This window comes from Enterobacter sp. T1-1, assembly GCF_000710795.1.
Taxonomy (GTDB): domain Bacteria; phylum Pseudomonadota; class Gammaproteobacteria; order Enterobacterales; family Enterobacteriaceae; genus Enterobacter; species Enterobacter cloacae.
In genome coordinates, this window is record NZ_JALW01000003.1 from 19,697 (window position 1) to 39,881 (window position 20,185).

Below are 20,185 nucleotides of genomic sequence, written 5' to 3' on the forward strand. Positions count from 1 at the left end.
GCTCAGCCTGCTGTGTTGACGATATGGCAGACAGCCTATTTTAAGTATCCCAGCAGAGCCTGTTAGAAAAAAAATGTAACAAAAGTGGACGGTTTTGTGTAGATCAAACGGTTAATACTATTTTGTTTATGAATATTATTTCCTAGGACTTATTCAGAACGGAAATGTTTTTTTTAATTAATTCTGAAAATATAAGTTTACTCTAAATTTGTGACCTGAAATGCATGCATTTCATTTGAAGACGATTTAAACTTCTAAAAGCGGAGCGGTTTAATTCTCAATTCTACGTGGTTCCGGTCCTTCAGTTCATTCTACACATCATTCAGTGATGTGTAATTTTACGTAATTGCTTGAAAAACAGCATGTTGAAAAAGTAGGCGATTCTTCCGGAATGGCCTGTTATGCGTTTTTTGCGCTCATGAATGAAATATTAATTCTAATGAAAAACACAACCACATTATCTGTAATATTCTTAGCGATAAGTCAGTTGACGGGCTGCGTATTTTCTCCCGGGCAAACATTAAGCTCAGCGGGAAAAAACGTCATTACGTCGGGTGATGAAAATAATAATTTAGATAAGCGCGTGGATCTCTATCCTGTTACCCCTTCATTGATTGAGAAATTGCGCCCTGCCGTCACCAAATCTCAGTCTAATCCTAAGCTCGATGAGCAGGTCAGAAACTGGGAGTACCGCATTGGAACCGGTGATATTTTGACCGTAACCGTCTGGGATCACCCTGAACTGACAACACCGGCCGGACAGTATCGCAGTGCCAGTGACACCGGCAACTGGGTCAACGCCGACGGTACGCTCTTCTATCCCTATGTCGGCAAACTCCCGGTGGCAGGAAAAACGGTCTCTGAAGTCAGGGAAGAGATCGCCAAACGGCTGGATAGCGTGATCGAAAGCCCGCAGGTGGACGTCAGCGTGGCTGCCTTCCGCTCGCAAAAGGCCTATGTCACTGGCGAAGTCGTCAAATCTGGCCAGCAAGCAATCACCAATATTCCCCTGACGGTCATGGATGCCGTCAACGCGGCAGGCGGGCTTTCTGCCGATGCGGACTGGCGCAATGTGGTTCTCACTCACGAGGGGAAAGATTCGCGCCTCTCTCTGTATGCGCTGATGCAGCACGGCGACCTGACGCAAAATAAGCTGCTCTATCCGGGCGATATCCTTTTTGTGCCTCGTAATGACGCCCTGAAAGTCTTCGTGATGGGGGAGGTGATCAAGCAGAGCACGCTCAAGATGGACAGGAGCGGAATGACCCTTGCTGAAGCGCTGAGCAATGCGGGCGGCCTGAATCAGGATATGGCCGATGCGACGGGCATTTTTGTTATTCGCTCCATTGCTAAAGGCAACGACGCGGGAAAAATTGCCAACATTTATCAGCTTAACGCGCAGGATGCCTCCGCGATGGTGTTGGGCACCGAATTCCAGCTTGAGCCGTACGACATTGTCTACGTTACCACGGCACCGCTGTCACGCTGGAATCGCGTCATTACGCAGCTCGTGCCGACCATCAGTGGCGTTCATGACCTGACCGAAACGGTCCGTTACATCAGATCGTGGCCGCAATAATGTTTGATTCCATCTTAGTGGTCTGCACCGGCAATATTTGTCGCTCGCCGATTGGCGAGCGGCTGTTGCGCCAGCTGCTACCGGGAAAACGGATAACCTCGGCAGGTATCTATGGGCTGGAGGGCAGCCCGGCGGATGTCAGCGCTCAGGACGTGGCCAGGCGGCATGGGATCTCACTTGAGGGACATCGCGCGCGCAAACTGACCCCGCAGATCATGCGGGAATCGGATCTGATTCTGGTGATGGAACCTGCCCATCTTCGCTTTATCTCTGACATGGCCCCGGAAATTCGCGGCAAATCGCTGCTTTTTGGGCAGTGGCTGGGGCCGCAGGACATCCCCGATCCCTATTGTAAAAGTCGTGAAGCGTTCGATTATGTTTTCGGTCTGCTGGGCAAAGCCAGTCAGGAATGGGCTCATCGTTTGAGTCAACAAGGAATGAAGCGTTAATGTCGTCTTACACAACAGACAGTTACGGTGCGGCAGCACCGGAGAATCATGAAATCGATCTCATTAGCCTGCTCGGCGAGGTGATCGATCACCGTGCAGTCATTTTATCGATAACTTTCCTGTTCACCCTGCTGGCGGGGCTGTATGCCTTTCTGGCTACACCCGTTTATCGCGCTGATGCCTTAATCCAGGTAGAAGGAAAGCAGGATAACAGCCTGCTCAAAAATTTAAGGCAGTTTGGGAGTGAGATGTCTCCCGATGTCGAACCTGAAATTCTTCTGCTTAAATCGCGGATGATCCTGGGCGCAACCGTCGATGAATTAGGCCTAACGCAGCACGTGACGCAGCGTACGTTCCCGGTAGTGGGACGTCTGTGGGCACGATTGCAGGGCCGTAAACCGGCGACGGTTGCCCTTGGCTGGCTGCAACTTCCCCCTGTCGAAGGCAAACCTCGCACCCTTGTGCTCACTGTGCTGGAAAAAGGGGCATACCAGCTGGAGGGGGATAACTTTTATGCCGAGGGCAGGGAAGGGAAACCACTGGAAAAAGCCGGCGTTTCACTGTTAGTGGTGAAAATGAATGCGCCAACGGGCACGCAATTCACGGTGCAAAACAGCACCCGTCTGGAAGCTATCAATACGCTCAGCACCCAATTTAGCGTCGTTGAATCGGCAAAGCAGAGTGGGGTGCTGACGCTCACGCTGACCGGCAACGATCCTGAGCGCATTGCGCATGTGCTTGACCGGATTGCCAACAACTATCTGCAGCAAAACATTGCGCGCCAGGAAGCACAGGATGCCCGCAGTCTTGCATTTTTGCAGAAGCAATTGCCTAAAATCAGAAGCGAACTGGATCTGGCTGAAGAGCGGCTGAATCAGTATCGCAAACAGCGTGATTCGGTGGATCTCTCCCTGGAAGCGAAATCGGTTCTCGAGCAGATTGTGAATATCGAAAACCAGCTCAACGAGCTGACGTTTCGTGAGGCGGAGATTTCTCAGCTGTTCAAGAAAGAGCACCCGAACTACCGCGCCTTGCGTGAAAAGCGTCAGACGCTTGAGCAGGAGAAGGTCCGCCTTAATCAGCGTGTCGCCGCCATGCCATCAACTCAGCAGGACATTTTGCGCCTTAGCCGGGATGTGGAGTCAGGCCGCACCATCTATTTGCAGCTCCTCACCCGTCAGCAGGAGCTGAACATTTCGCGCTCCAGCGCCATTGGTAACGTGCGAATTATCGACAGCGCGGTGACGCAACCCGATCCCATCAAACCGCGAAAGCTGGTGATCATCGTCTTAGGCATCCTGTTGGGGCTGATATGCTCAATGGGGCTGGTCCTGGTCCGCATGGCGCTCAGACGCGGCATCAACACCTCCGAGCAACTGGAAGGGCTTGGCGTACAGGTGATGGCCACCTTGCCCCGTTCCCTGTGGCTGTGGAAAAAAACCAACCTGCGTAAAAAACGCGCATTTGGCTCACGCTGGAGACACAAGATTGTCGATGTCCCTTTCCTGCCGGTTGATCGGCCTGCGGATGTTTTTGTCGAGGCCGTGCGGGGGCTTCGCACCAGCCTGCATTTCACCTTGCAGGATGCCGCTAACCGGATCGTGATGATTTCAGGCCCAACGCAGGACTGCGGTAAAACCCTTGTCAGCACCTCGCTGGCCGCGATTGAGGCGCAGGCCGGGCTCAGGGTGTTATTCATTGATGCAGATATGCGCGAAGGCTATGTACACAACATCTTCGATCTGAAAAACCATACCGGGCTTTCCGACGTGCTTGACGGAAAATGTCATTTCCAGGCGGCGATTCAGCGCTATGAGAAAGGCAACATTGATGTACTGACCTGCGGGCCGGTTCCGTTACGCCCCTCTGAACTGCTGATGAGCGAACGCTTCAGGGCGTTAATGACCTGGGCAGACGAGCATTATGACCTTGTGATCCTCGATACCCCGCCGGTGCTGGCCGTAACGGACGCCTCAGTGGCTGCCCCGGTGGCCGCCACCTCACTGCTGGTGGCCCGCTATGGTAAAACCAGCCTCAAAGAGATGGAGAACAGCATTAAGCGTTTGCAGCAAACGGGGGCGCATATCAACGGCACCGTGCTGAACGATGTGGTGAAATCAGCAGCGCTGTATTACCGTGCAGGCTATGGCCATTACGAGTATGGCCAACGCCCGACACGGCAACCGCGCAAGGATTAGTGCTTCACCAGCGTGGCAAAGTAATACACCAGCGGAATGGCGAGGATCCAAAGACCAACGGGGATTTCTCGCCATTTTCCTGCAATCGCTTTAATGACGATGTAAAACAGCAGCCCTCCCGCAATCCCTGTCCCGAAGCTGTTGGCAATCAGCGTAATCATTACCATCATCAGCACCGGCAGCCCGTCGGTGAAGTTTGCCAGATCCACCTTACGCAGGCCGCTGAACATATTCAGGCCGATCAGGATCAGGGCAGGGGCGGTGGCTTCTTTTGGGATCATGAGCGCAACGGGCGTAAACAGCAGCATCAGCAGGAACATAACCGCAGCGGCCAGCGCCGTCATGCCGGTTTTACCCCCTGCTTCTGCGGCCGCGGAGGATTCGATCAGCGCCGTGGCGGCAGGAATACCCACCCAGGGGCCAATCGCGGCGGCAATCGAGTCCACCATAAACGGGCGATTGATGTTTGCCATATTGCCCTCTTCATCCAGCAACCCGGCTTCACCTCCCACCGCCAGCGTGGTGCCCATGGTGGAGAAAAACTCCGATGCGAAAAAGACAAACAGGAACGGCAGGAAGGCAATATTCAGCGCGCCCAGCATGTCGATATGGCCCAGCACCGGCGTCAGTGAGTGAGGCATATCAATAAAGCTGGCAGGAAGGTGAGTCACCCCCATCGGAATGCCCACGAGGGTGGCAAACAAAATGGCCCACAAAATGGCGCCCGGAATGCGACGCGCCTGCAGGGCAATGGCGAGGAACAGGCCGCTGAGCGCCACCAGCGCGCCTGGGGAGAGAAAATCACCCAGCATCAGCGCGTTCGTTTTTGCGTTAGCCAGCACCAGCCCGGCATTGCGAAAGCCCAGTACGGCGACAAAAAGACCGATAGAGGCCGTCAGTCCCAGTTTGATAGACTGCGGTACGGAGCGGGTCACAACCTCTCGCAGGCCAAAACGGGTGAGCAGGAAGAACAAAATTCCCGACCAGCAGGCAATGCCCAGACCAATTTGCCAGCCGATGCCTTCACTGCCCGCCAGCGTTACCCCAACCAGCACCGAGCCACCAATGCCGGGCCCGACAATAAACGGCAGGTTGGCGTAAAACGCCATCAGCAGCGTACCGGCCACAAACACCAAAATGGTGCCGGTGGTCGCCGCGCCTTTATCCATCCCGCCCACGGCCAGCAGCCCCGGGATGACCACCAGCAAATAGGCGGCGGCGAGAAAACCGGTGAGACCGGCCAGACACTCTGTGCGCACGGTACTGCCGCGCGTATGCAGTGAAAAACGACGTTCAAGCCAGTTCCCTGGTGCTGGCGAATTAACGGTATTGTCGGCCATTATCCGGCTCTCCTTCGGTATTATTGTGTGGTGTCCGGGGTTTCCCGGTAAGAAATCAGCGGATCGACAATCTGGCGCGTGCTGCCATCGGTCAGTCCAAGATCGGTTAAATGCGGCCCGGCGTTGCAGGCAAGGCACGTCCCTTCAATGGCTTTAAATACTCTGTATGGCGGCTCCCAGTCGGCAATCTGGCTGCTGCGTTCACGCAGTTCACGAAACTGGCGCGCCAGTTCCGCAGGGGCGAGTTCTGACAACATCCCCGCAATGGGCATCGCCACATGGGCGATCACATCCCCGTTCTGCACCAGCGCCATCCCGCCACCGCTTTGGATCAGCGTGTTGGCGGCCAGTGCCATGTCATCAGGATTGCGTCCCAGTACCACCAGGTTGTGTGAATCGTGGGAGTAGCTGGTGGCAATGGCCCCCCGCAGCTCTCCCCAGCCTTCCAGCAGGGCGATTTGCGGTTTTGCCGCATGGCGCGCGTGGCGGTGCTGAACCCAAATCAGGCTAAAACCAGCCGGTATCTCAACGCGTCCGTCACGTACCCGGGCGTCGGTTTCTCCCCAGCGGGTAAAACGTGCGCCGCTGATATGACGCAGGCGCGCCACACCGTGGTTTGCGTTGTCGATGCGCATGTAGAAATCTCTGGCGGTCAGCGACGACAGGCGCACGGTATCCCGGGGCAGCGTCAGGGGCGTATCAACAATCGGCTCGATCATCGCTCCGTCACGGGCAATGCATTTTCCGGCGACGTACACCCGGCGAGCCGTCAGCTTATCCAGTGAATCGAACACCACCAGATCCGCACGACGACCCGCGGCAATCAGCCCGAGATCGTTACGCTGCAGGCGCAGGGAAGCATTCAGGGTGGCAAACCGCAGCGCGTCCGTCGCCGGAAGGCCATGTTCAATCAGCAGGTTGAGCAGGGCGATGATGCCGCCTTTTTCCATCAGGATGTCCGGTGGGACATCATCAGTGCAGACCGTGATTTGTGACGACAGATGCGGCAGCGTTTTCAGCGCGCTGACGATATCAGGCAGCAGATAAGGATGCGAGCCGCGGATCTCCAGCGTCAGCCCGGCGCGTAATTTTTCCAGCGCATCGTCGGCGGAGGTGAGTTCATGATCGGAGGTAACGCCCGCCGCCAGATACGCCTGTAAATCCGCGCCGCTCAGACCACGCGCGTGACCTTCAATCAGCTTCCCACTTTCCAGCCCGGCCTGCAGGATCTCCAGCATACGCTGACTGCCATTCAGCACCCCGTGCATGTCCATCACTTCCGCCAGGCCGCGCACTTCGGGCCAGCCAAGCAGGGTATTCATCTCTTCGCCCGCAAAGTCTGCGCCGGACATCTCCAGCCCCGGTGTGGAAGGGACGCTCGATGGCGCCGCGACCATTACCTGCAGTGGCAGGTTGCGGCTCGCCTCAATGGCAAAGCGGACGCCCTCAATGCCCAGCACGTTCGCCAGCTCGTGCGGATCCCAGAAGACCGCGGTGGTGCCCTGCGCCAGTACGATCTCTGCGTAGCGGGCGGGCAGCAGGTGCGAGCTTTCAAGGTGAACATGCGTGTCCATTAGCCCCGGAGAGAGAAACTGGTTGTTCAGGTCATGCGTCTCAAGCGCATCGTTGCGGCTGCCGCGCGGATGGACGCTGGCGATAAGCGAGCCGACGATACCCACATCCGCGTCGCGGATCTCACCGGTTGCCATATCAACAACTCGGGTATGCGTAAGCAACAGGTCAAACGGCGTTTCGCCTCGTGCAGCCTTCACGGCGCGGCGTCGGGTTTCGGCAGTCATGCAATTAACAGTTCCAGCATTGAAATATTGACGTTACTCTATGCACCCGGCAAACGTTTGCCCAGCTGATAAAATTTATCGCCCGATAACCCCGGGTTATTCTGTGACGCGTGTAATGGATAATGATGACGGAACCCTGGCAGCGCTTGCCTGCGCTCTCCCTTCGGCAGCTACAGTATTTTGTCACTCTGGCGCAGCTGCGTCATTTTACGGATACCGCCAGTAAACTGGCCATCAGCCAGCCGGCACTCAGCAGCGCCCTGCGGCAAATCGAAACCGTGCTCGGCGGTAAACTGGTTAACCGTACCGCGTCGGCGGTCACGCTGACCGAGCTGGGGCACGCCATTCTGCCACACGCCCAGCGGGTGCTCAGCGTGGCGCAGCTGGCGTTTGATGATATGCAGCAGATTGTGCAGGCCGGCGGCGACGGTACGGTGCGGATCGGTCTGGTGCCTTCAGTCAGTTCGCTACTGTTTCCGCTGCTGCCGCAGACGCTGGCGCAGGCTTTTCCGCGCCTGCGGGTGGAGTTTCACGACCAGACCAACGATGCGCTGGTGGCGCAACTGCTGAAAGGGCAGATTGATTTTGGCATCGGGGCGCTGGACAACTCGGTACCCGAACAGCTGGACGTGTTCCCGTTGCAGGAGGATCCGTTTGTGGCCGTGCTGCACTGCGACGATCCGCTCGCCGCGTCGGCACATGTTCCCTGGAAACAGCTGGTGGGCCGGGATATTGCCGTTTTCTCAAAAGGCAATATTCAGCGGCTGGTCAATGCGCTTGCCGAAAGCCACCGTCTGTCCCTGCAGACCCGTTATCAGGTGGACTATATCGAGACATTATACGGGCTGGTGCGCTCGAAGCTTGCCGTGGGGATATTGCCTCAGCTTTATACCACCCACCTGCAGGACCCGCAGCTTAAGGTGGTTCACCTTCAGCAACCGGCCCTGGCGCGCACGGTGGCGCTGATGCGTGCCCCGCAGGCGCTGCCTCCGCTCATTGAGTCCTGCTTTACCCTGATGGTTGATACCTTACGCACCAGGTAGGGCGACACTTCTTTACAGCGAAACGGCGCGCAGCTCGCTAAGATGACTTTCGTTAAATCACGAGGTCACAATGGAAAACCGCAAATTCAGCCAACTGCGCCGCTGGGCGCGGGAAGGGATCATACTCGTACTGCTGGCGCTGGCCGTGATGTGGGGTGTGGATCAGTACCGCAAGCCGACATTACCCGCCACGTTTAGCGCTACCCCAATGCAGGGCATTGATGGCTCAGTACATGACATTGCCGCACTCAGTCAGGATCGGCCGCTGCTGATTTACGTCTGGGCGACCTGGTGCAGTATCTGTCGCTATACCACGCCTGCGGTCAACAGGCTGGCGGAAGAGGGCGGGAACGTGGTGAGTATTGCCATGCGCTCTGGTGATGACGCTAAGCTTGCGCGCTGGGTCGAAAAGAAGCAGCTGAAAATGCCGGTGATTAATGACGAAAACGGTGCGCTGTCACAGCAATGGCAGGTTAGCGTAACGCCGACGCTGGTGCTGGTCTCTAAAGGCAATGTCGTCAGTACAACAACGGGCTGGACAAGCTACTGGGGATTAAAAGTCAGGATGTGGTGGGCAGGGTTATAAAAATAGCCCCTCTCCCGGTGGAAGAGGGGCTGTGTATTACTTCGCCAGAACTTCCTGCGCAGTACGCTCAACCAGAGACAGCAGGGTTTTGATATCCTCCAGCGTCACGGTTGGGTTCAGCAGCGTCAGCTTCAGACAGGTCACGCCGTTATGCTCGGTCACGCCGACGTTTGCACGGCCGGACTCCAGCAGCGCATCACCAATTTTCTGGTTCAGCAGGGCGATACCTGCATCATCTGCCTGCACCTCGCCACGGAAGCGGAACAGCACGCTTGCCAGCTGTGGCTGCATAACCAGTTCCAGTGCGGGCTGCTCTTTCACATAAGCTGCAACCTGCTGTGCCAGCGTCACGCCGTGATCGATGATCGCTGCGTATTGCTCCTGACCCAGCGCTTCCAGGCTCATCCACAGCTTCAGCGCGTCGAAACGGCGTGTGGTCTGCAGCGATTTGGAAACCAGGTTCGGCACGCCGGCTTCTTCGTCGAACTCAGAGTTCAGGTAAGCCGCCTGATAGCGCATCAGCTCATAGTGGCGCGCTTCCTTCAGCAGGAATGCGCCGCAGCTGATGGTCTGGAAGAACTGTTTGTGGAAGTCCAGAGTAACGGAATCCACCAGTTCAATGCCGTCCAGGTAGTGACGATACTGCTCAGACATCAGCAGTGCGCCGCCCCAGGCCGCATCAACGTGTACCCAGATGTTCTGTTTCGCCGCCAGTTCAGCAATGGCACGCAGCGGGTCAATAGCACCGGCATCGGTGGTCCCGGCTGTCGCGACAATCGCCAGGATCTGTTCGCCGTTGGCGTTGCACTGCTCGATTTTCGCCGCCAGATCGGTCAGATCCATGCGAGAGAATTCGTCAGTTTTCACCTGCACGACGGACTGATAACCCAGACCCATGAGCGCCATGTTTTTCTGCACGGAGAAGTGCGCGTTTTCGGAGCACAGTACGCGGATCTTACGCAGATCGCCCGTCAGACCATCCTGCTGGACAGAGTGGCCCTGACGTGCGAAGAACGCATCACGTGCCAGCATCAGACCCATCAGGTTGCTCTGGGTGCCGCCGCTGGTGAAGACACCCGCGTCGCCAGCCTGATAACCCACGCGGGTACGCAGCCATTCGATCAGTTTGATCTCAATAATGGTTGCGGACGGGCTTTGATCCCAGGAGTCCATGCTCTGGTTAGTGGCGTTAATCAGCACTTCCGCCGCCTGGCTAACGACCAGGCTTGGGCAGTGCAGGTGCGCCACACACTGCGGGTGATGAACGGACAAACTGTCTTTCAGGAAGAACTCCACGGCGCGTTCAATCGCCGCTTCGTTGCCCAGCCCTTTCGGGTTGAAATCCAGCTTAATGCGGTCGCGCAGTTCCGCGACCGTTTTGCCCTGATACATCTCAGGCTGTTTCAGCCACTGCATCACAGCCTGAGTGCTTTGTTCAATCGCCTGCTGGTAAGCTTCAATGCTCTGCGCAGAGGAGAACAAAATTGGGTTTGAATCAGACATCGTAATCAACAACTCCGGTTACGCCGGGCGAACGCCCGCAGCAAGCAGTGCCTGCTCGAATTTATCCAGGAAGACTTTCAGCTCATCATCGCTGATCAGCAGAGAAGGCAGCAGACGCAGAACGATACCGTTACGACCACCGCGCTCCAGAATCAGGCCGGCTTCGAAGCACTTCTTCTGAATCAGTGCAGACAGCTCGCCATCACCCGGGAAGCAACCCATGTGGTCAGCGGCTTCGTGTGGTTTAACGATCTCAATACCGATCATCATGCCCAGACCGCGAACGTGGCCGATAACCGGATAGCGTTTCGCCATCTCGTTCAGCTGGCCTTTCAGCCATTCGCCCTGTGCAGCCACTTTGCCAGCGATGTTCTGGTCTTTCAGGATCTTCAGCGTCGTCAGACCGGTTGCCATCGCCAGCTGGTTGCCGCGGAAGGTGCCGGTGTGGTGACCTGGTGCCCATGCATCGAACTGCTTTTTGATACCCAGCACAGCCAGTGGCAGACCGCCACCAACGGCTTTAGACATCACGATGATGTCTGGCTCAATGCCCGCGTGTTCGAACGCGAAGAATTTACCGGTACGGGCAAAGCCTGCCTGAACTTCGTCCAGGATCAGCAGAATGCCGTGTTCCTGAGTCACTTTACGGATGCGCTGCAGCCACTCAACCGGAGCCGGGTTCACGCCGCCTTCACCCTGAACGGCTTCCAGGATTACCGCAGCAGGTTTACGCACGCCGCTTTCAACGTCGTTGATCAGGTTTTCGAAGTAGTAGGTCAGCGCTTTCACGCCTGCTTCACCGCCGATACCCAGTGGGCAACGGTACTGGTGTGGGTAAGGCATGAACTGCACTTCTGGCATCATACCGTCTACCGCTTCTTTCGGAGACAGGTTACCGGTCACGGACAGTGCACCGTGAGTCATACCGTGGTAACCACCCGAGAAGCTGATGATACCGCTACGGCCGGTGACTTTTTTCGCCAGCTTCAGCGCCGCTTCCACGGCGTCAGCACCGGATGGACCGGTGAACTGCAGGCAGTACTCTTTGCCCTGACCAGGCAGCAGAGAGAGCAGGTATTCGGAAAACGCGTCTTTCAGAGGCGTAGTCAGATCCAGAGTATGTAACGGCAAGCCGCTGGTAATGACATTTTGGATGCTTTTCAGCACATCAGGGTGGTTATGGCCAAGCGCGAGGGTGCCTGCGCCTGCTAAACAGTCAAGGTATTCTTTATTATCTGCATCGGTGATCCACACGCCTTCTGCTTTAGTGATGGCTAAAGGCAGTTTGCGCGGATAACTCCTGACGTTAGATTCAAACTCGGCCTGACGGGCCAGATAGGTTTCGTTGCTTTTGTGGGCATCTACGGTGTCAATACGGACTTTATCCGTCATCATATCACTCCTACAACCGCCGCTTCGTTATGAGCCACGATTGAATAAAAAGTTAAAAAACAGATGGGGCCTGAAAAAAACGCCGCCAATATAGAGCCTTTTGCCACGGGGCTCAATGGTTAATTTGTTTACTGTTTTGTGACATGGGGCACAGGGGACGGAACATCCCCGTTTTGAGAAAGAAAATTATGCGTTATGGCAAATAAAAACAGCCGGTTACGTGCTAACTGCCCGGAGGGTAAAATCATAAAAAAGAGTGTGACAAATCGTGCCATTTTTCCCTGAAAGGGAGGTTGACCGCCTCCTTAGCCTGCTTATTACTGCGACAGGGCTAAAAAGCGGTGGTCATCATAGATGCGTAATGGAATTCCGCATTAAAAATGGACTTTCAACGCGCGTGGTTTCCCGATGGGTTTCACCGTGAATAATATGCAGAGCACTGAGGCGACCAATTTCATAATGCGGCAATTGAACCGTTGAAAGAGGCGGAAGAAAGAGTTCTCCAATGCCCACCATATTGTCATAGCCGATAACTGCGATATCTTCAGGGATGCGAATCCCTTGCGCCAGCAGGGTCTGGTAAACCATCAATGCGATACGATCGTTGCCGCAGATAACCGAGTCGAACTGGGGAAGGCCATTCTGAATGCGCGCCTGCAGAACTGACGGAATGTCGCGATAGTGCTCGTCCCCAAACGCCATATAACTATGATCCAGACGGTCCGGGTCGAGCCCCGCTTCACGGCATGCACGTTCCAGCCCGTGACGGCGTCGGGTTGTGGCCAGATGATCTGCGGGTAAATGCAGGCACAGGGGCTGTCGATAGCCTGCGGCGAGTAACGCCTGTACGGCGGCGTACTGCCCCTGTTCATCATCAGGAATATAGCTGGCGACCTCTTCATCGATACTTTCGCAGTTGGCCAGCACGCAGGGAAGGGTAAGGAGCTTGGCCGGGAGAGGAACCTGACGTAATCCCATGGTGGTGTAAATAATGCCGTCCGGGCGGTGAGAGAGCAGCAGATCGACGATTGCCTCCGGGTTGTCATCGGTAAACATATTCATGACGAAACTGTTCCAGCCGTGCATCCGGGCCGTCTCTTCAATGGACAGCGTAATCTCCACCGAGAAAGGTGTCGTCACCGTATCGAGTGCCAGCACGCCTATGGTTTTTGGCGAGGCATGCGCGCCGCGTACTTTCTTGGCGGAAAGATCGGGTACGTAGCTGGTCTGCTCAATAGCCTGCTGTACGCGTGCCAACGTTTCCGGTTTAAGGCGCTCCGGGTTGTTAAGCGCGCGTGAGACGGTCATCAGCGATACGTTAGCCAGCTTTGCGACGTCCTTCAGGGAAGCCATTTTCTTACTCCGTTAATGTCACGTGTTAAAGAGTATACAACTAAGTTACTGATGTAAAAGGAAAGGGGGTATGTGAGTGGAGCCAGACAGGCTTCATTGATGAATAATTGATCGCGATCTCACTTCTGTAATGTTAACGTTAACTTTCGTGATTAACATCATGAATCTGCTCCAAACCGCATGAGTAACGCTCAATGTTAACGTTACCATTTTGTCATTACTCCAACATGAGAATGCCATGATGAAAACGCATCACTCTCACAGCTATCCCTTATTGAGCGCATTACTGTTTTTCTTTTTTGTCACCTGGTCTTCTTCCGGCTCTTTGCTTTCCATCTGGCTCCACCAGGAGGTGGGCTTAAAAGCGGGCGATACCGGCATTATCTATGCCGTGCTTTCTGTCTCCGCGCTTTTCGCTCAAATCTGCTATGGATTCATTCAGGACAAACTTGGTCTGCGCAAGAACCTGCTCTGGTTTCTGACCAGCCTGCTCATTCTTTCTGGTCCGGCCTTTTTGCTGTTTGGTTATCTGCTGCAGATTAACGTTTTACTCGGCAGTATTTTCGGCGGGATCTATATCGGCCTGACGTTTAACGGTGGGATAGGGGTACTGGAGTCCTATACCGAGCGTGTCGCCCGCCAGAGCCAGTTTGAGTTCGGCAAGGCGAGGATGTGGGGATCGCTTGGCTGGGCGGTGGCAACCTTTTTCGCGGGACTTCTGTTTAACATTAATCCGAAGCTGAACTTCGCTGTCGCAAGCTCTGCAGGACTGCTGTTTTTTGTTTTGCTGGCGCGTCTCAGGGTCTCTTCCGCCCCGCACGCCATGCAGGAAGCGGTGTCAGGCGGTAAAGTCACGCTGGAAGATGCATTGCGTCTGCTGACGCTGCCGCGGTTCTGGGCGCTGGTATTTTTTGTTATCGGCACCTGTATTTATGGCGTTTACGACCAGCAGTTCCCGGTCTATTTCTCCTCCCAGTTCCCGACGTTACAGGAAGGAAATGCCATGTATGGCTATCTCAACTCCTTCCAGGTTTTCCTTGAGGCGGCGGGCATGTTCTGCGCCCCATGGCTGGTGAATCGCCTTGGCGCAAAGAATGGCCTGATTTTTGCGGGAATGGTGATGGCGATGCGTATGGTGGCTTCGGGGCTGGTTGAGGGACCGGTACTGATCTCCATTACCAAGCTATTACACGCGGTCGAACTGCCCGTTTTGCTGGTCTCAATTTTTAAATACAACAGCTTACATTTCGATAAACGGCTCTCTTCCACCCTCTATCTGGTGGGCTTTGCCTGTACCAGCTCGGTGATCGCCTCGGTCCTCTCGCCGCTGGCGGGTTACAGCTATGAGAAATACGGCTTCGCCCAGTCCTATCTCATTATGGGGCTGTTAGTTTTCAGCACCACGTTTATCTCCATCTTCCTGTTGCGCTCGGGTAAATCCTCTTCTGACCCGCTCATGCCGCAACCTTCCACCATCTGATCGAAAGAGTAGAGAAATGACGTATTCAATTACTAAAGCAGAGCAGGAACTTCAGTCCAGACGCGAAGGGCTCAACCTGCGCTGGTATCCGCGTTACCACCTCGCTGCGCGCGCTGGCTGGATGAACGACCCAAATGGCCTGGTCTGGTTTGACGGCTGGTATCACGCTTTTTACCAGCATCATCCGTACTCCACCCAGTGGGGGCCTATGCACTGGGGCCATGCGCGTAGCAAGGATTTAGTTCACTGGGAGCATCTCCCCGTTGCGCTGGCGCCAGAAGGGCCTGAAGACAAGGATGGCTGTTTTTCCGGATCGGCGGTGGTGGATGGCGATACGCTGGCGCTGATTTACACCGGACATAAATTCCACGGCGATCCTGATGACGAGGCGAATCTCTACCAGGTGCAATGTCTGGCGACCAGCCGTGACGGCATTCATTTTGTCCGGCAGGGAATGATCGTTGATACCCCGCCAGGCCTGCATCACTTCCGCGACCCGAAAGTGTGGCGTGAAGGGGAGAGCTGGTACATGGTTGTCGGTGCGCGGGACGGTGAGACGGGCCAGGTGCGCGTTTATCGTTCTGCCGATCTGCGCCAGTGGCAGGATATGGGCGTGCTGGCGGTGGCTGAAAAAGAGATGGGCTACATGTGGGAATGCCCGGACTTTTTCACGCTCAATGGCAAACGCGTGCTGATGTTTTCGCCTCAGGGGATGGCCGCTGAAGGATTCAAAAATCGTAATCTTTTCCAGAGCGGCTATCTGTTGGGCGAGTGGCAGCCCGGGCAGCCTTTTGTGCGGGAAGGTGAGTTTATGGAGATGGATCGCGGGCATGATTTCTATGCGCCACAAAGTTTCCTCACGCCTGATGGTCGCCGCATCGTTATCGGCTGGCTGGACATGTGGGAATCCTCCCAGCCGGAACAGGAGGACGGCTGGGCAGGCATGTTCTCTTTACCGCGCGAACTGACGCTTAGTGCGGATAACCGTCTGCAAATGCGACCGGCCAGAGAGGTCGAAGGTCTCCGGCGAGCGTGGTTCCCCTGGCCGGTCAGCACGTTGACTCATCAGCAGATGGCTCTGGTGGAACGCTGCGACGCGATGGAGGTTATTCTGCAGTGGGATTGTGCCAATAGCAGTGCCGAGCAGTACGGCATTAGTCTGGGAGAGGGGCTGCGCGTCTACGTGGATGCTCAAATGCAGCGTCTGGTTCTTGAGCGAAACTATCCGCAGTATGGCCTGTGCGGGACACGAAGCGTCGCGCTGAACCTGGATAATACGCTTAATCTGCGTCTGTTCTTCGACAGTTCTTCCGTGGAAGTTTTTGTCAATGAGGGCGACGCGTGTTTAAGCAGCCGAATTTATCCTGAGGCAGGGCGAAGGGAAATAAATTTATTCGCCTGGGGTGGCTCAGCGTTATTATTCGAAGCCGGAGCATGGCAGCTGGAGTGACGACTTCCCGTTCATTCGCATGGTGAGTTTGCAATAAAGGGGCAGCCACCCCTTTATTGTTGCCGGTTTAGATCATCATTTTGACAGCTGGCTGTTCACAACAATTCCCTTTTCAACCACCAGCGTTAAGGTATATCCCTGTTTATGCCATTTACCGTTGTTTGGTTTCCATCCTTGCCCCAGCAGGAATGCCGCACCGTCATCGATGGTACCGTTCATTACCGCTTCGGCCTCGCGGGAGAGCTGTTTTAAATCACGCGATTGACTTTTATCTGAATTTGCAGTGCATTCGCCGTTAGCTTCCTCAACCTGCGTACATCCTGAATGAGCAAGCTCTTTTCTGTGCTTATGTGTCATTTGTGCATGTTGCACCGCATGAGCCGCATTCGCAAAAGCCGCATTCATCGACGCGTTGCTGATCGCTGCCTGGCGTTGTGATTCTGCGAGATAACAGGTGTCTTTAGAAATGCCTTCATTAAGACACTCCTGCATCCTTGACGCCTTTGTTGCACATCCGCCGAGAAAATACGCTATGCCGAGTATGACTACAGTAAATATCGTTTTTTTCATTGCGCTAACATCTCAATTTTAATATATGCTGTGATGATAATAATTATTATAAAAATAACTATCACCGCTAATGACCAGTAAATGATTTAAATTTTACACCCCAGTAGATCATTTAATTGCGCTCTTGCTTTGATATAAACAAAGCATGTCATTGCAAGAGCAGATATCTAAATTATTTCAGGAATTTAAACGCAACATGCGATTAATGGTTTTACTCTATGTGGTTGTTTTTAATTACCAGCCAAGCCCTATACCCGCCCCTACAGCATAATCGTTATTCGTTGTGGTGGTGACACCCGCTTTCACAATGGCATGTTCACCCGCATGGAAGGACGCGCCTACCGCAACGGCGCTTTCGTCATGAAAAGTCCCGGCACCCGCACTCACCATAAACGTTTGATCCCGCTCGACTTGCGGCATTGAAGCGATAGCAACGGCACCGGCGATTCCACTACGGGACTCTTTTTTATTATCGTCCACGTCGTCTTTAAGGCTTTTAAACTGTGCGTTAGAACTTTTTTGCTGCTGAATAAGCATTTGTCGGGCCGCGTTGAGCTCCTGTGCTTGCCCGGCTGTTTGCGTAGTCAGCGTATTGATCTGTTTAACGGCGGCTGTATCAGTGACATTACGGGTGATAATCGTCGTCACGCCGTCTTTGCCCGGACGGCCATCACGACCATTAATGACCTGGTTGTGTTGACCGTCTAAATGTGTTGCCTGCGCGGTTTTCAACGCCGTTGCAGAACCATCAACAGAGGTTTGTATTGGGTCAACCGCAATTTGTTTCACGGGAGTTTTCTGCGGCGGCAGAACAGGCGTGGGCGCCTGACCAGGCTCAATATGCTGCCCGTCCAGGTGAGGGGCTAATAATACTGGCTGTGGTGCAACCGGTGTTTGTTGCGTCGGCAGGGTAATAACAGGTGTGGCAGTAAATTGCTCATTCTTTGCGGAAATATATGCGTCCCCCCAACTGGATGTAACCGGCGAGGTAGAGGCAAGAACTGCTGTGCCAGGAACAGAAGTTAAAATAAAAACAGATACGGCGGTTTTAATACATTTCATTTCCAAACTCTCATCAATAAAATTATTTCGCTATCCTGGCGGGAGGATATAACGTCTTGTTATATTTAATTTAAAAAAGGAGGTTACGGTGATTTTTTCTAAATCACTTTTTTTGTAACGCGCAGCAACTATCCCGGATATTCACGTTTTATTTATTGATCTTCATCAATACTGGCACGCATGGCTAAAAAGGGGAGTTTGAGAGCGGATTGATCTACTCATTATAAAACAAGGAGTTAATTTTTATGGGGATTGACGGGCGTTCTTGGGTAAAACTAAGAATACATTAATCTTGCTTATCTTTTTTCGTCAAAAAATTACATTATTACGCCTGTTTAATTAATTTATTTAAAGCGTCTTTTGGTTTTTCTTTCTATTGATTTCGTTATTTGTTTTGAATGAAACTTTTATGATTGCCTCTGCAAAATATTTTCCACATGAAAAAATATCATGTTGTAACGGTTTAAAAACAACGAATTTATCGTGTTTAGGTAACAATGATTTAATTATCGCGAAACGTATAGCTAAAAAATACAGGAATGATCTCCCTACGATAAGCTGCGGCCACATGCTGCATGCGACTGGCCTTGTAGAAACCCCTTGCACCGTGGCCTTCGCTACGGTTACACTAAATTCAAGCAAATGTTTGTATCTAACTATTTGTTTTAAAAGTATTTTGACTCGGGGTGCCCTTCTTTGTGAAGGCTGAGAAATACCCGTATTACCTGATCTGGATAATGCCAGCGTAGGGAAGTCAGATGCCTTCCCGGTCATCGCTTCTTCACGCAAGGCAGGAGCGAACCTATGCAGCCTGACCTGCTCGATTTACACGTTTTACATCACTTCCGGACCCGTTCCCCGCTTACGCACTGTATGACCAATGATGTCGTGCAAACCTTTACGGCCAACGTTCTGCTGGCGCTTGGCGCTTCTCCGGCAATGGTGATTGAAGCCGAAGAGGCCGAGCAGTTTGCCGGGATGGCCGATGCGCTGCTGATTAACGTCGGTACTCTCACCACGCCCCGCGCCCAGTCGATGCGTCGTGCTATTGAGAGCGCGGTGGCGGCAGGCAAGCCCTGGACGCTTGACCCGGTTGCGGTGGGCGCTCTGGCGTTCCGTACCCGCTTTTGTCATCAAATCCTTGCCCTGAAACCAGCAGCCATTCGCGGCAATGCGTCGGAAATTCTCGCCCTTGCGGGGATGAGCGCAGGGGGACGCGGTGTAGATACCACCGACACCGCCGCCGCCGCGCTACCCGCCGCGCAGGTGCTGGCTCGCCAGACCAATGCCATTGTGGCAGTGACGGGGGAGGTGGATTACGTCACCGACGGTCAGCGCACCCGAACGGTTGCGGGCGGCGATCCGTTAATGACCCGCGTGGTGGGCACCGGGTGTGCGCTCTCGGCGGTGGTGGCGGCGAGTTGTTCCCTGCCGGGGGAGCGGCTGGATAATATTGCCGCTGCCTGCGGATGGATGAAGCGTGCCGGAACGATCGCCGTTGCGCAGTCTCACGGGCCGGGAAGCTTTGCCAGCGCGTTCCTTGATGCGCTGCACAACCTGGAGACACAAGCATGAAACGAATTAATGCTCTGACGATTGCCGGTACCGATCCAAGCGGCGGTGCCGGTATCCAGGCCGACCTGAAAACGTTCTCCGCTCTTGGCGCTTACGGCTGCTCGGTGATCACCGCCCTGGTGGCGCAAAACACGCGCGGCGTGCAGTCGGTCTACCGTGTCGAGCCTGATTTTGTCGGTGCACAGCTGGACTCGGTATTCAGCGATGTGCGCATCGACACCACCAAAATTGGGATGCTGGCAGAAACGGATATCGTCGAAGCGGTGGCTGAGCGGCTGCAACGTTATCAGGTGCAAAATGTGGTGCTGGATACGGTGATGCTGGCTAAAAGCGGTGACCCGCTGCTCTCTGCCTCTGCTGTTGAGACATTGCGCAAGAAACTGCTGCCGCAGGTGGCGCTGATTACGCCAAATCTGCCGGAAGCGGCCGCACTGTTAGACGCGCCACACGCGCAGAACGAACGTGAGATGAAAGAGCAGGGGAACGCCCTGCTGGCGATGGGGTGCGGCGCGGTGCTAATGAAAGGCGGCCATCTCGATGACGATGAAAGCCCGGACTGGCTCTTTACCCGCGACGGTGAACTGCGTTTCACGGCCCCGCGCGTGCATACCAAAAATACCCACGGTACGGGGTGCACGCTCTCTGCCGCGCTGGCGGCGCTGCGTCCACGGCACAACAGCTGGGACGATACGGTACGCGAGGCCAAAACATGGCTCTCGGCCGCGCTGGCAAAAGCCGATACTCTGGAAGTGGGTCACGGTATTGGGCCGGTTCATCATTTTCATGCATGGTGGTAAGCCAGTATA

16 protein-coding genes and 1 riboswitch are annotated in these 20,185 nt (G+C 54.5%); of the genes, 9 read left to right on the plus strand and 7 right to left on the minus strand.

The annotated features are described in order from the left end of the window. Positions 1-439 precede the first annotated feature (439 nt). The 3 genes from AK59_RS0100795 to etk are packed head-to-tail and all read left to right on the plus strand — an operon-like array spanning position 440 to position 4,226. The gene (locus tag AK59_RS0100795; RefSeq protein WP_023622076.1) at positions 440-1,579 is read left to right on the plus strand and encodes a polysaccharide export protein; all 1,140 of its coding nucleotides are present in this window, start codon (positions 440-442) and stop codon (positions 1,577-1,579) included. Beyond that, the gene (locus AK59_RS0100800) at positions 1,579-2,028 is read left to right on the plus strand and encodes an arsenate reductase/protein-tyrosine-phosphatase family protein (RefSeq protein WP_013097923.1); all 450 of its coding nucleotides are present in this window, start codon (positions 1,579-1,581) and stop codon (positions 2,026-2,028) included. The genes AK59_RS0100795 and AK59_RS0100800 overlap by 1 nt, the downstream gene beginning before the upstream one ends. After that, positions 2,028-4,226 (plus strand): tyrosine-protein kinase, encoded by a 2,199-nt coding sequence (etk, locus tag AK59_RS0100805; protein ID WP_029881773.1) that lies wholly within the window; start codon positions 2,028-2,030, stop codon positions 4,224-4,226. The genes AK59_RS0100800 and etk overlap by 1 nt, the downstream gene beginning before the upstream one ends. On the opposite strand, the gene AK59_RS0100810 is transcribed toward etk, so the two are convergent. Together AK59_RS0100810 and AK59_RS0100815 are read right to left on the minus strand one after the other, a co-directional pair. Further along, positions 4,223-5,566, minus strand: a complete 1,344-nt coding sequence (locus tag AK59_RS0100810) for an NCS2 family permease (protein WP_029881774.1) — start codon at positions 5,564-5,566, stop codon at positions 4,223-4,225. The two genes, etk and AK59_RS0100810, sit on opposite strands and share 4 nt — an antisense overlap. 20 nt (positions 5,567-5,586) lie before the next feature. Beyond that, positions 5,587-7,365: an adenine deaminase gene (locus AK59_RS0100815; RefSeq protein ID WP_029881775.1), complete on the minus strand. Its 1,779-nt coding sequence runs from the start codon at positions 7,363-7,365 to the stop codon at positions 5,587-5,589. Between the two features lie 122 nt (positions 7,366-7,487). Between AK59_RS0100815 and AK59_RS0100820 the strand changes: the two genes are divergently transcribed. Continuing rightward, complete coding sequence (locus AK59_RS0100820) at positions 7,488-8,408, plus strand: LysR family transcriptional regulator (protein WP_162780648.1); 921 nt, start codon at positions 7,488-7,490, stop codon at positions 8,406-8,408. Between the two features lie 70 nt (positions 8,409-8,478). Beyond that, positions 8,479-8,994: a protein disulfide oxidoreductase gene (locus AK59_RS0100825; protein WP_020690158.1), complete on the plus strand. Its 516-nt coding sequence runs from the start codon at positions 8,479-8,481 to the stop codon at positions 8,992-8,994. Positions 8,995-9,030: 36 nt separating this feature from the next. On the opposite strand, the gene AK59_RS0100830 is transcribed toward AK59_RS0100825, so the two are convergent. The 3 genes from AK59_RS0100830 to AK59_RS0100840 all read right to left on the minus strand — a co-directional run bounded on the left by AK59_RS0100830 (position 9,031) and on the right by AK59_RS0100840 (position 13,242). Further along, a complete protein-coding gene (locus tag AK59_RS0100830; protein WP_013097917.1) occupies positions 9,031-10,497 on the minus strand; it encodes a pyridoxal phosphate-dependent decarboxylase family protein in 1,467 nt (488 codons plus the stop codon). A gap of 18 nt (positions 10,498-10,515) precedes the next feature. Continuing rightward, on the minus strand, positions 10,516-11,892 hold the full coding sequence (locus AK59_RS0100835; protein WP_013097916.1) for a diaminobutyrate--2-oxoglutarate transaminase: 1,377 nt from the start codon (positions 11,890-11,892) through the stop codon (positions 10,516-10,518). Between the two features lie 345 nt (positions 11,893-12,237). Then, positions 12,238-13,242, minus strand: a complete 1,005-nt coding sequence (locus tag AK59_RS0100840) for a LacI family DNA-binding transcriptional regulator (protein WP_029881777.1) — start codon at positions 13,240-13,242, stop codon at positions 12,238-12,240. A 238-nt stretch (positions 13,243-13,480) separates the two neighbouring features. On the opposite strand from AK59_RS0100840, the gene AK59_RS0100845 reads away from it, so the two are divergent. Further along, positions 13,481-14,722 carry an MFS transporter gene (locus AK59_RS0100845; RefSeq protein WP_020690161.1) on the plus strand — a complete coding sequence of 414 codons (1,242 nt, stop codon included), beginning with the start codon at positions 13,481-13,483 and terminating at the stop codon, positions 14,720-14,722. 16 nt (positions 14,723-14,738) lie between these two features. Then, positions 14,739-16,172 (plus strand): glycoside hydrolase family 32 protein, encoded by a 1,434-nt coding sequence (locus AK59_RS0100850; RefSeq protein ID WP_029881778.1) that lies wholly within the window; start codon positions 14,739-14,741, stop codon positions 16,170-16,172. A 75-nt stretch (positions 16,173-16,247) separates the two neighbouring features. Here the strand turns inward: AK59_RS0100850 and AK59_RS1000000125095 are convergent, their stop codons facing one another. Next, positions 16,248-16,742, minus strand: coding sequence for a hypothetical protein (locus tag AK59_RS1000000125095; protein ID WP_176471363.1), 495 nt, complete (start codon positions 16,740-16,742; stop codon positions 16,248-16,250). Between the two features lie 234 nt (positions 16,743-16,976). Further along, complete coding sequence (locus AK59_RS0100860) at positions 16,977-17,804, minus strand: YadA C-terminal domain-containing protein (RefSeq protein ID WP_080292706.1); 828 nt, start codon at positions 17,802-17,804, stop codon at positions 16,977-16,979. A 672-nt stretch (positions 17,805-18,476) separates the two neighbouring features. Then, positions 18,477-18,573, plus strand: a riboswitch (TPP riboswitch). 35 nt (positions 18,574-18,608) lie between these two features. Between AK59_RS0100860 and thiM the strand changes: the two genes are divergently transcribed. Both thiM and thiD read left to right on the plus strand, forming a co-directional pair. Continuing rightward, on the plus strand, positions 18,609-19,379 hold the full coding sequence (gene thiM, locus AK59_RS0100870; RefSeq protein WP_029881782.1) for a hydroxyethylthiazole kinase: 771 nt from the start codon (positions 18,609-18,611) through the stop codon (positions 19,377-19,379). Continuing rightward, positions 19,376-20,176 carry a bifunctional hydroxymethylpyrimidine kinase/phosphomethylpyrimidine kinase gene (gene thiD / locus AK59_RS0100875; RefSeq protein WP_029881783.1) on the plus strand — a complete coding sequence of 267 codons (801 nt, stop codon included), beginning with the start codon at positions 19,376-19,378 and terminating at the stop codon, positions 20,174-20,176. The genes thiM and thiD overlap by 4 nt, the downstream gene beginning before the upstream one ends. Positions 20,177-20,185: the final 9 nt, after the last annotated feature.

Bases quoted from the DNA above. Each gene is read 5' to 3' on its own strand.
- AK59_RS0100840 (WP_029881777.1), bottom strand. From the start codon at position 13,242: ATGGCTTCCCTGAAGGACGTCGCAAAGCTGGCTAACGTATCGCTGATG.
- AK59_RS0100815 (WP_029881775.1), bottom strand. From the start codon at position 7,365: ATGACTGCCGAAACCCGACGCCGCGCCGTGAAGGCTGCACGAGGCGAA.
- AK59_RS1000000125095 (WP_176471363.1), bottom strand. From the start codon at position 16,742: ATGAAAAAAACGATATTTACTGTAGTCATACTCGGCATAGCGTATTTT.
- AK59_RS0100830 (WP_013097917.1), bottom strand. From the start codon at position 10,497: ATGTCTGATTCAAACCCAATTTTGTTCTCCTCTGCGCAGAGCATTGAA.
- AK59_RS0100835 (WP_013097916.1), bottom strand. From the start codon at position 11,892: ATGATGACGGATAAAGTCCGTATTGACACCGTAGATGCCCACAAAAGC.
- AK59_RS0100825 (WP_020690158.1), top strand. From the start codon at position 8,479: ATGGAAAACCGCAAATTCAGCCAACTGCGCCGCTGGGCGCGGGAAGGG.
- AK59_RS0100860 (WP_080292706.1), bottom strand. From the start codon at position 17,804: ATGAAATGTATTAAAACCGCCGTATCTGTTTTTATTTTAACTTCTGTT.
- thiD (WP_029881783.1), top strand. From the start codon at position 19,376: ATGAAACGAATTAATGCTCTGACGATTGCCGGTACCGATCCAAGCGGC.
- AK59_RS0100820 (WP_162780648.1), top strand. From the start codon at position 7,488: ATGATGACGGAACCCTGGCAGCGCTTGCCTGCGCTCTCCCTTCGGCAG.
- etk (WP_029881773.1), top strand. From the start codon at position 2,028: ATGTCGTCTTACACAACAGACAGTTACGGTGCGGCAGCACCGGAGAAT.
- AK59_RS0100800 (WP_013097923.1), top strand. From the start codon at position 1,579: ATGTTTGATTCCATCTTAGTGGTCTGCACCGGCAATATTTGTCGCTCG.
- AK59_RS0100795 (WP_023622076.1), top strand. From the start codon at position 440: ATGAAAAACACAACCACATTATCTGTAATATTCTTAGCGATAAGTCAG.
- AK59_RS0100845 (WP_020690161.1), top strand. From the start codon at position 13,481: ATGATGAAAACGCATCACTCTCACAGCTATCCCTTATTGAGCGCATTA.
- thiM (WP_029881782.1), top strand. From the start codon at position 18,609: ATGCAGCCTGACCTGCTCGATTTACACGTTTTACATCACTTCCGGACC.
- AK59_RS0100850 (WP_029881778.1), top strand. From the start codon at position 14,739: ATGACGTATTCAATTACTAAAGCAGAGCAGGAACTTCAGTCCAGACGC.
- AK59_RS0100810 (WP_029881774.1), bottom strand. From the start codon at position 5,566: ATGGCCGACAATACCGTTAATTCGCCAGCACCAGGGAACTGGCTTGAA.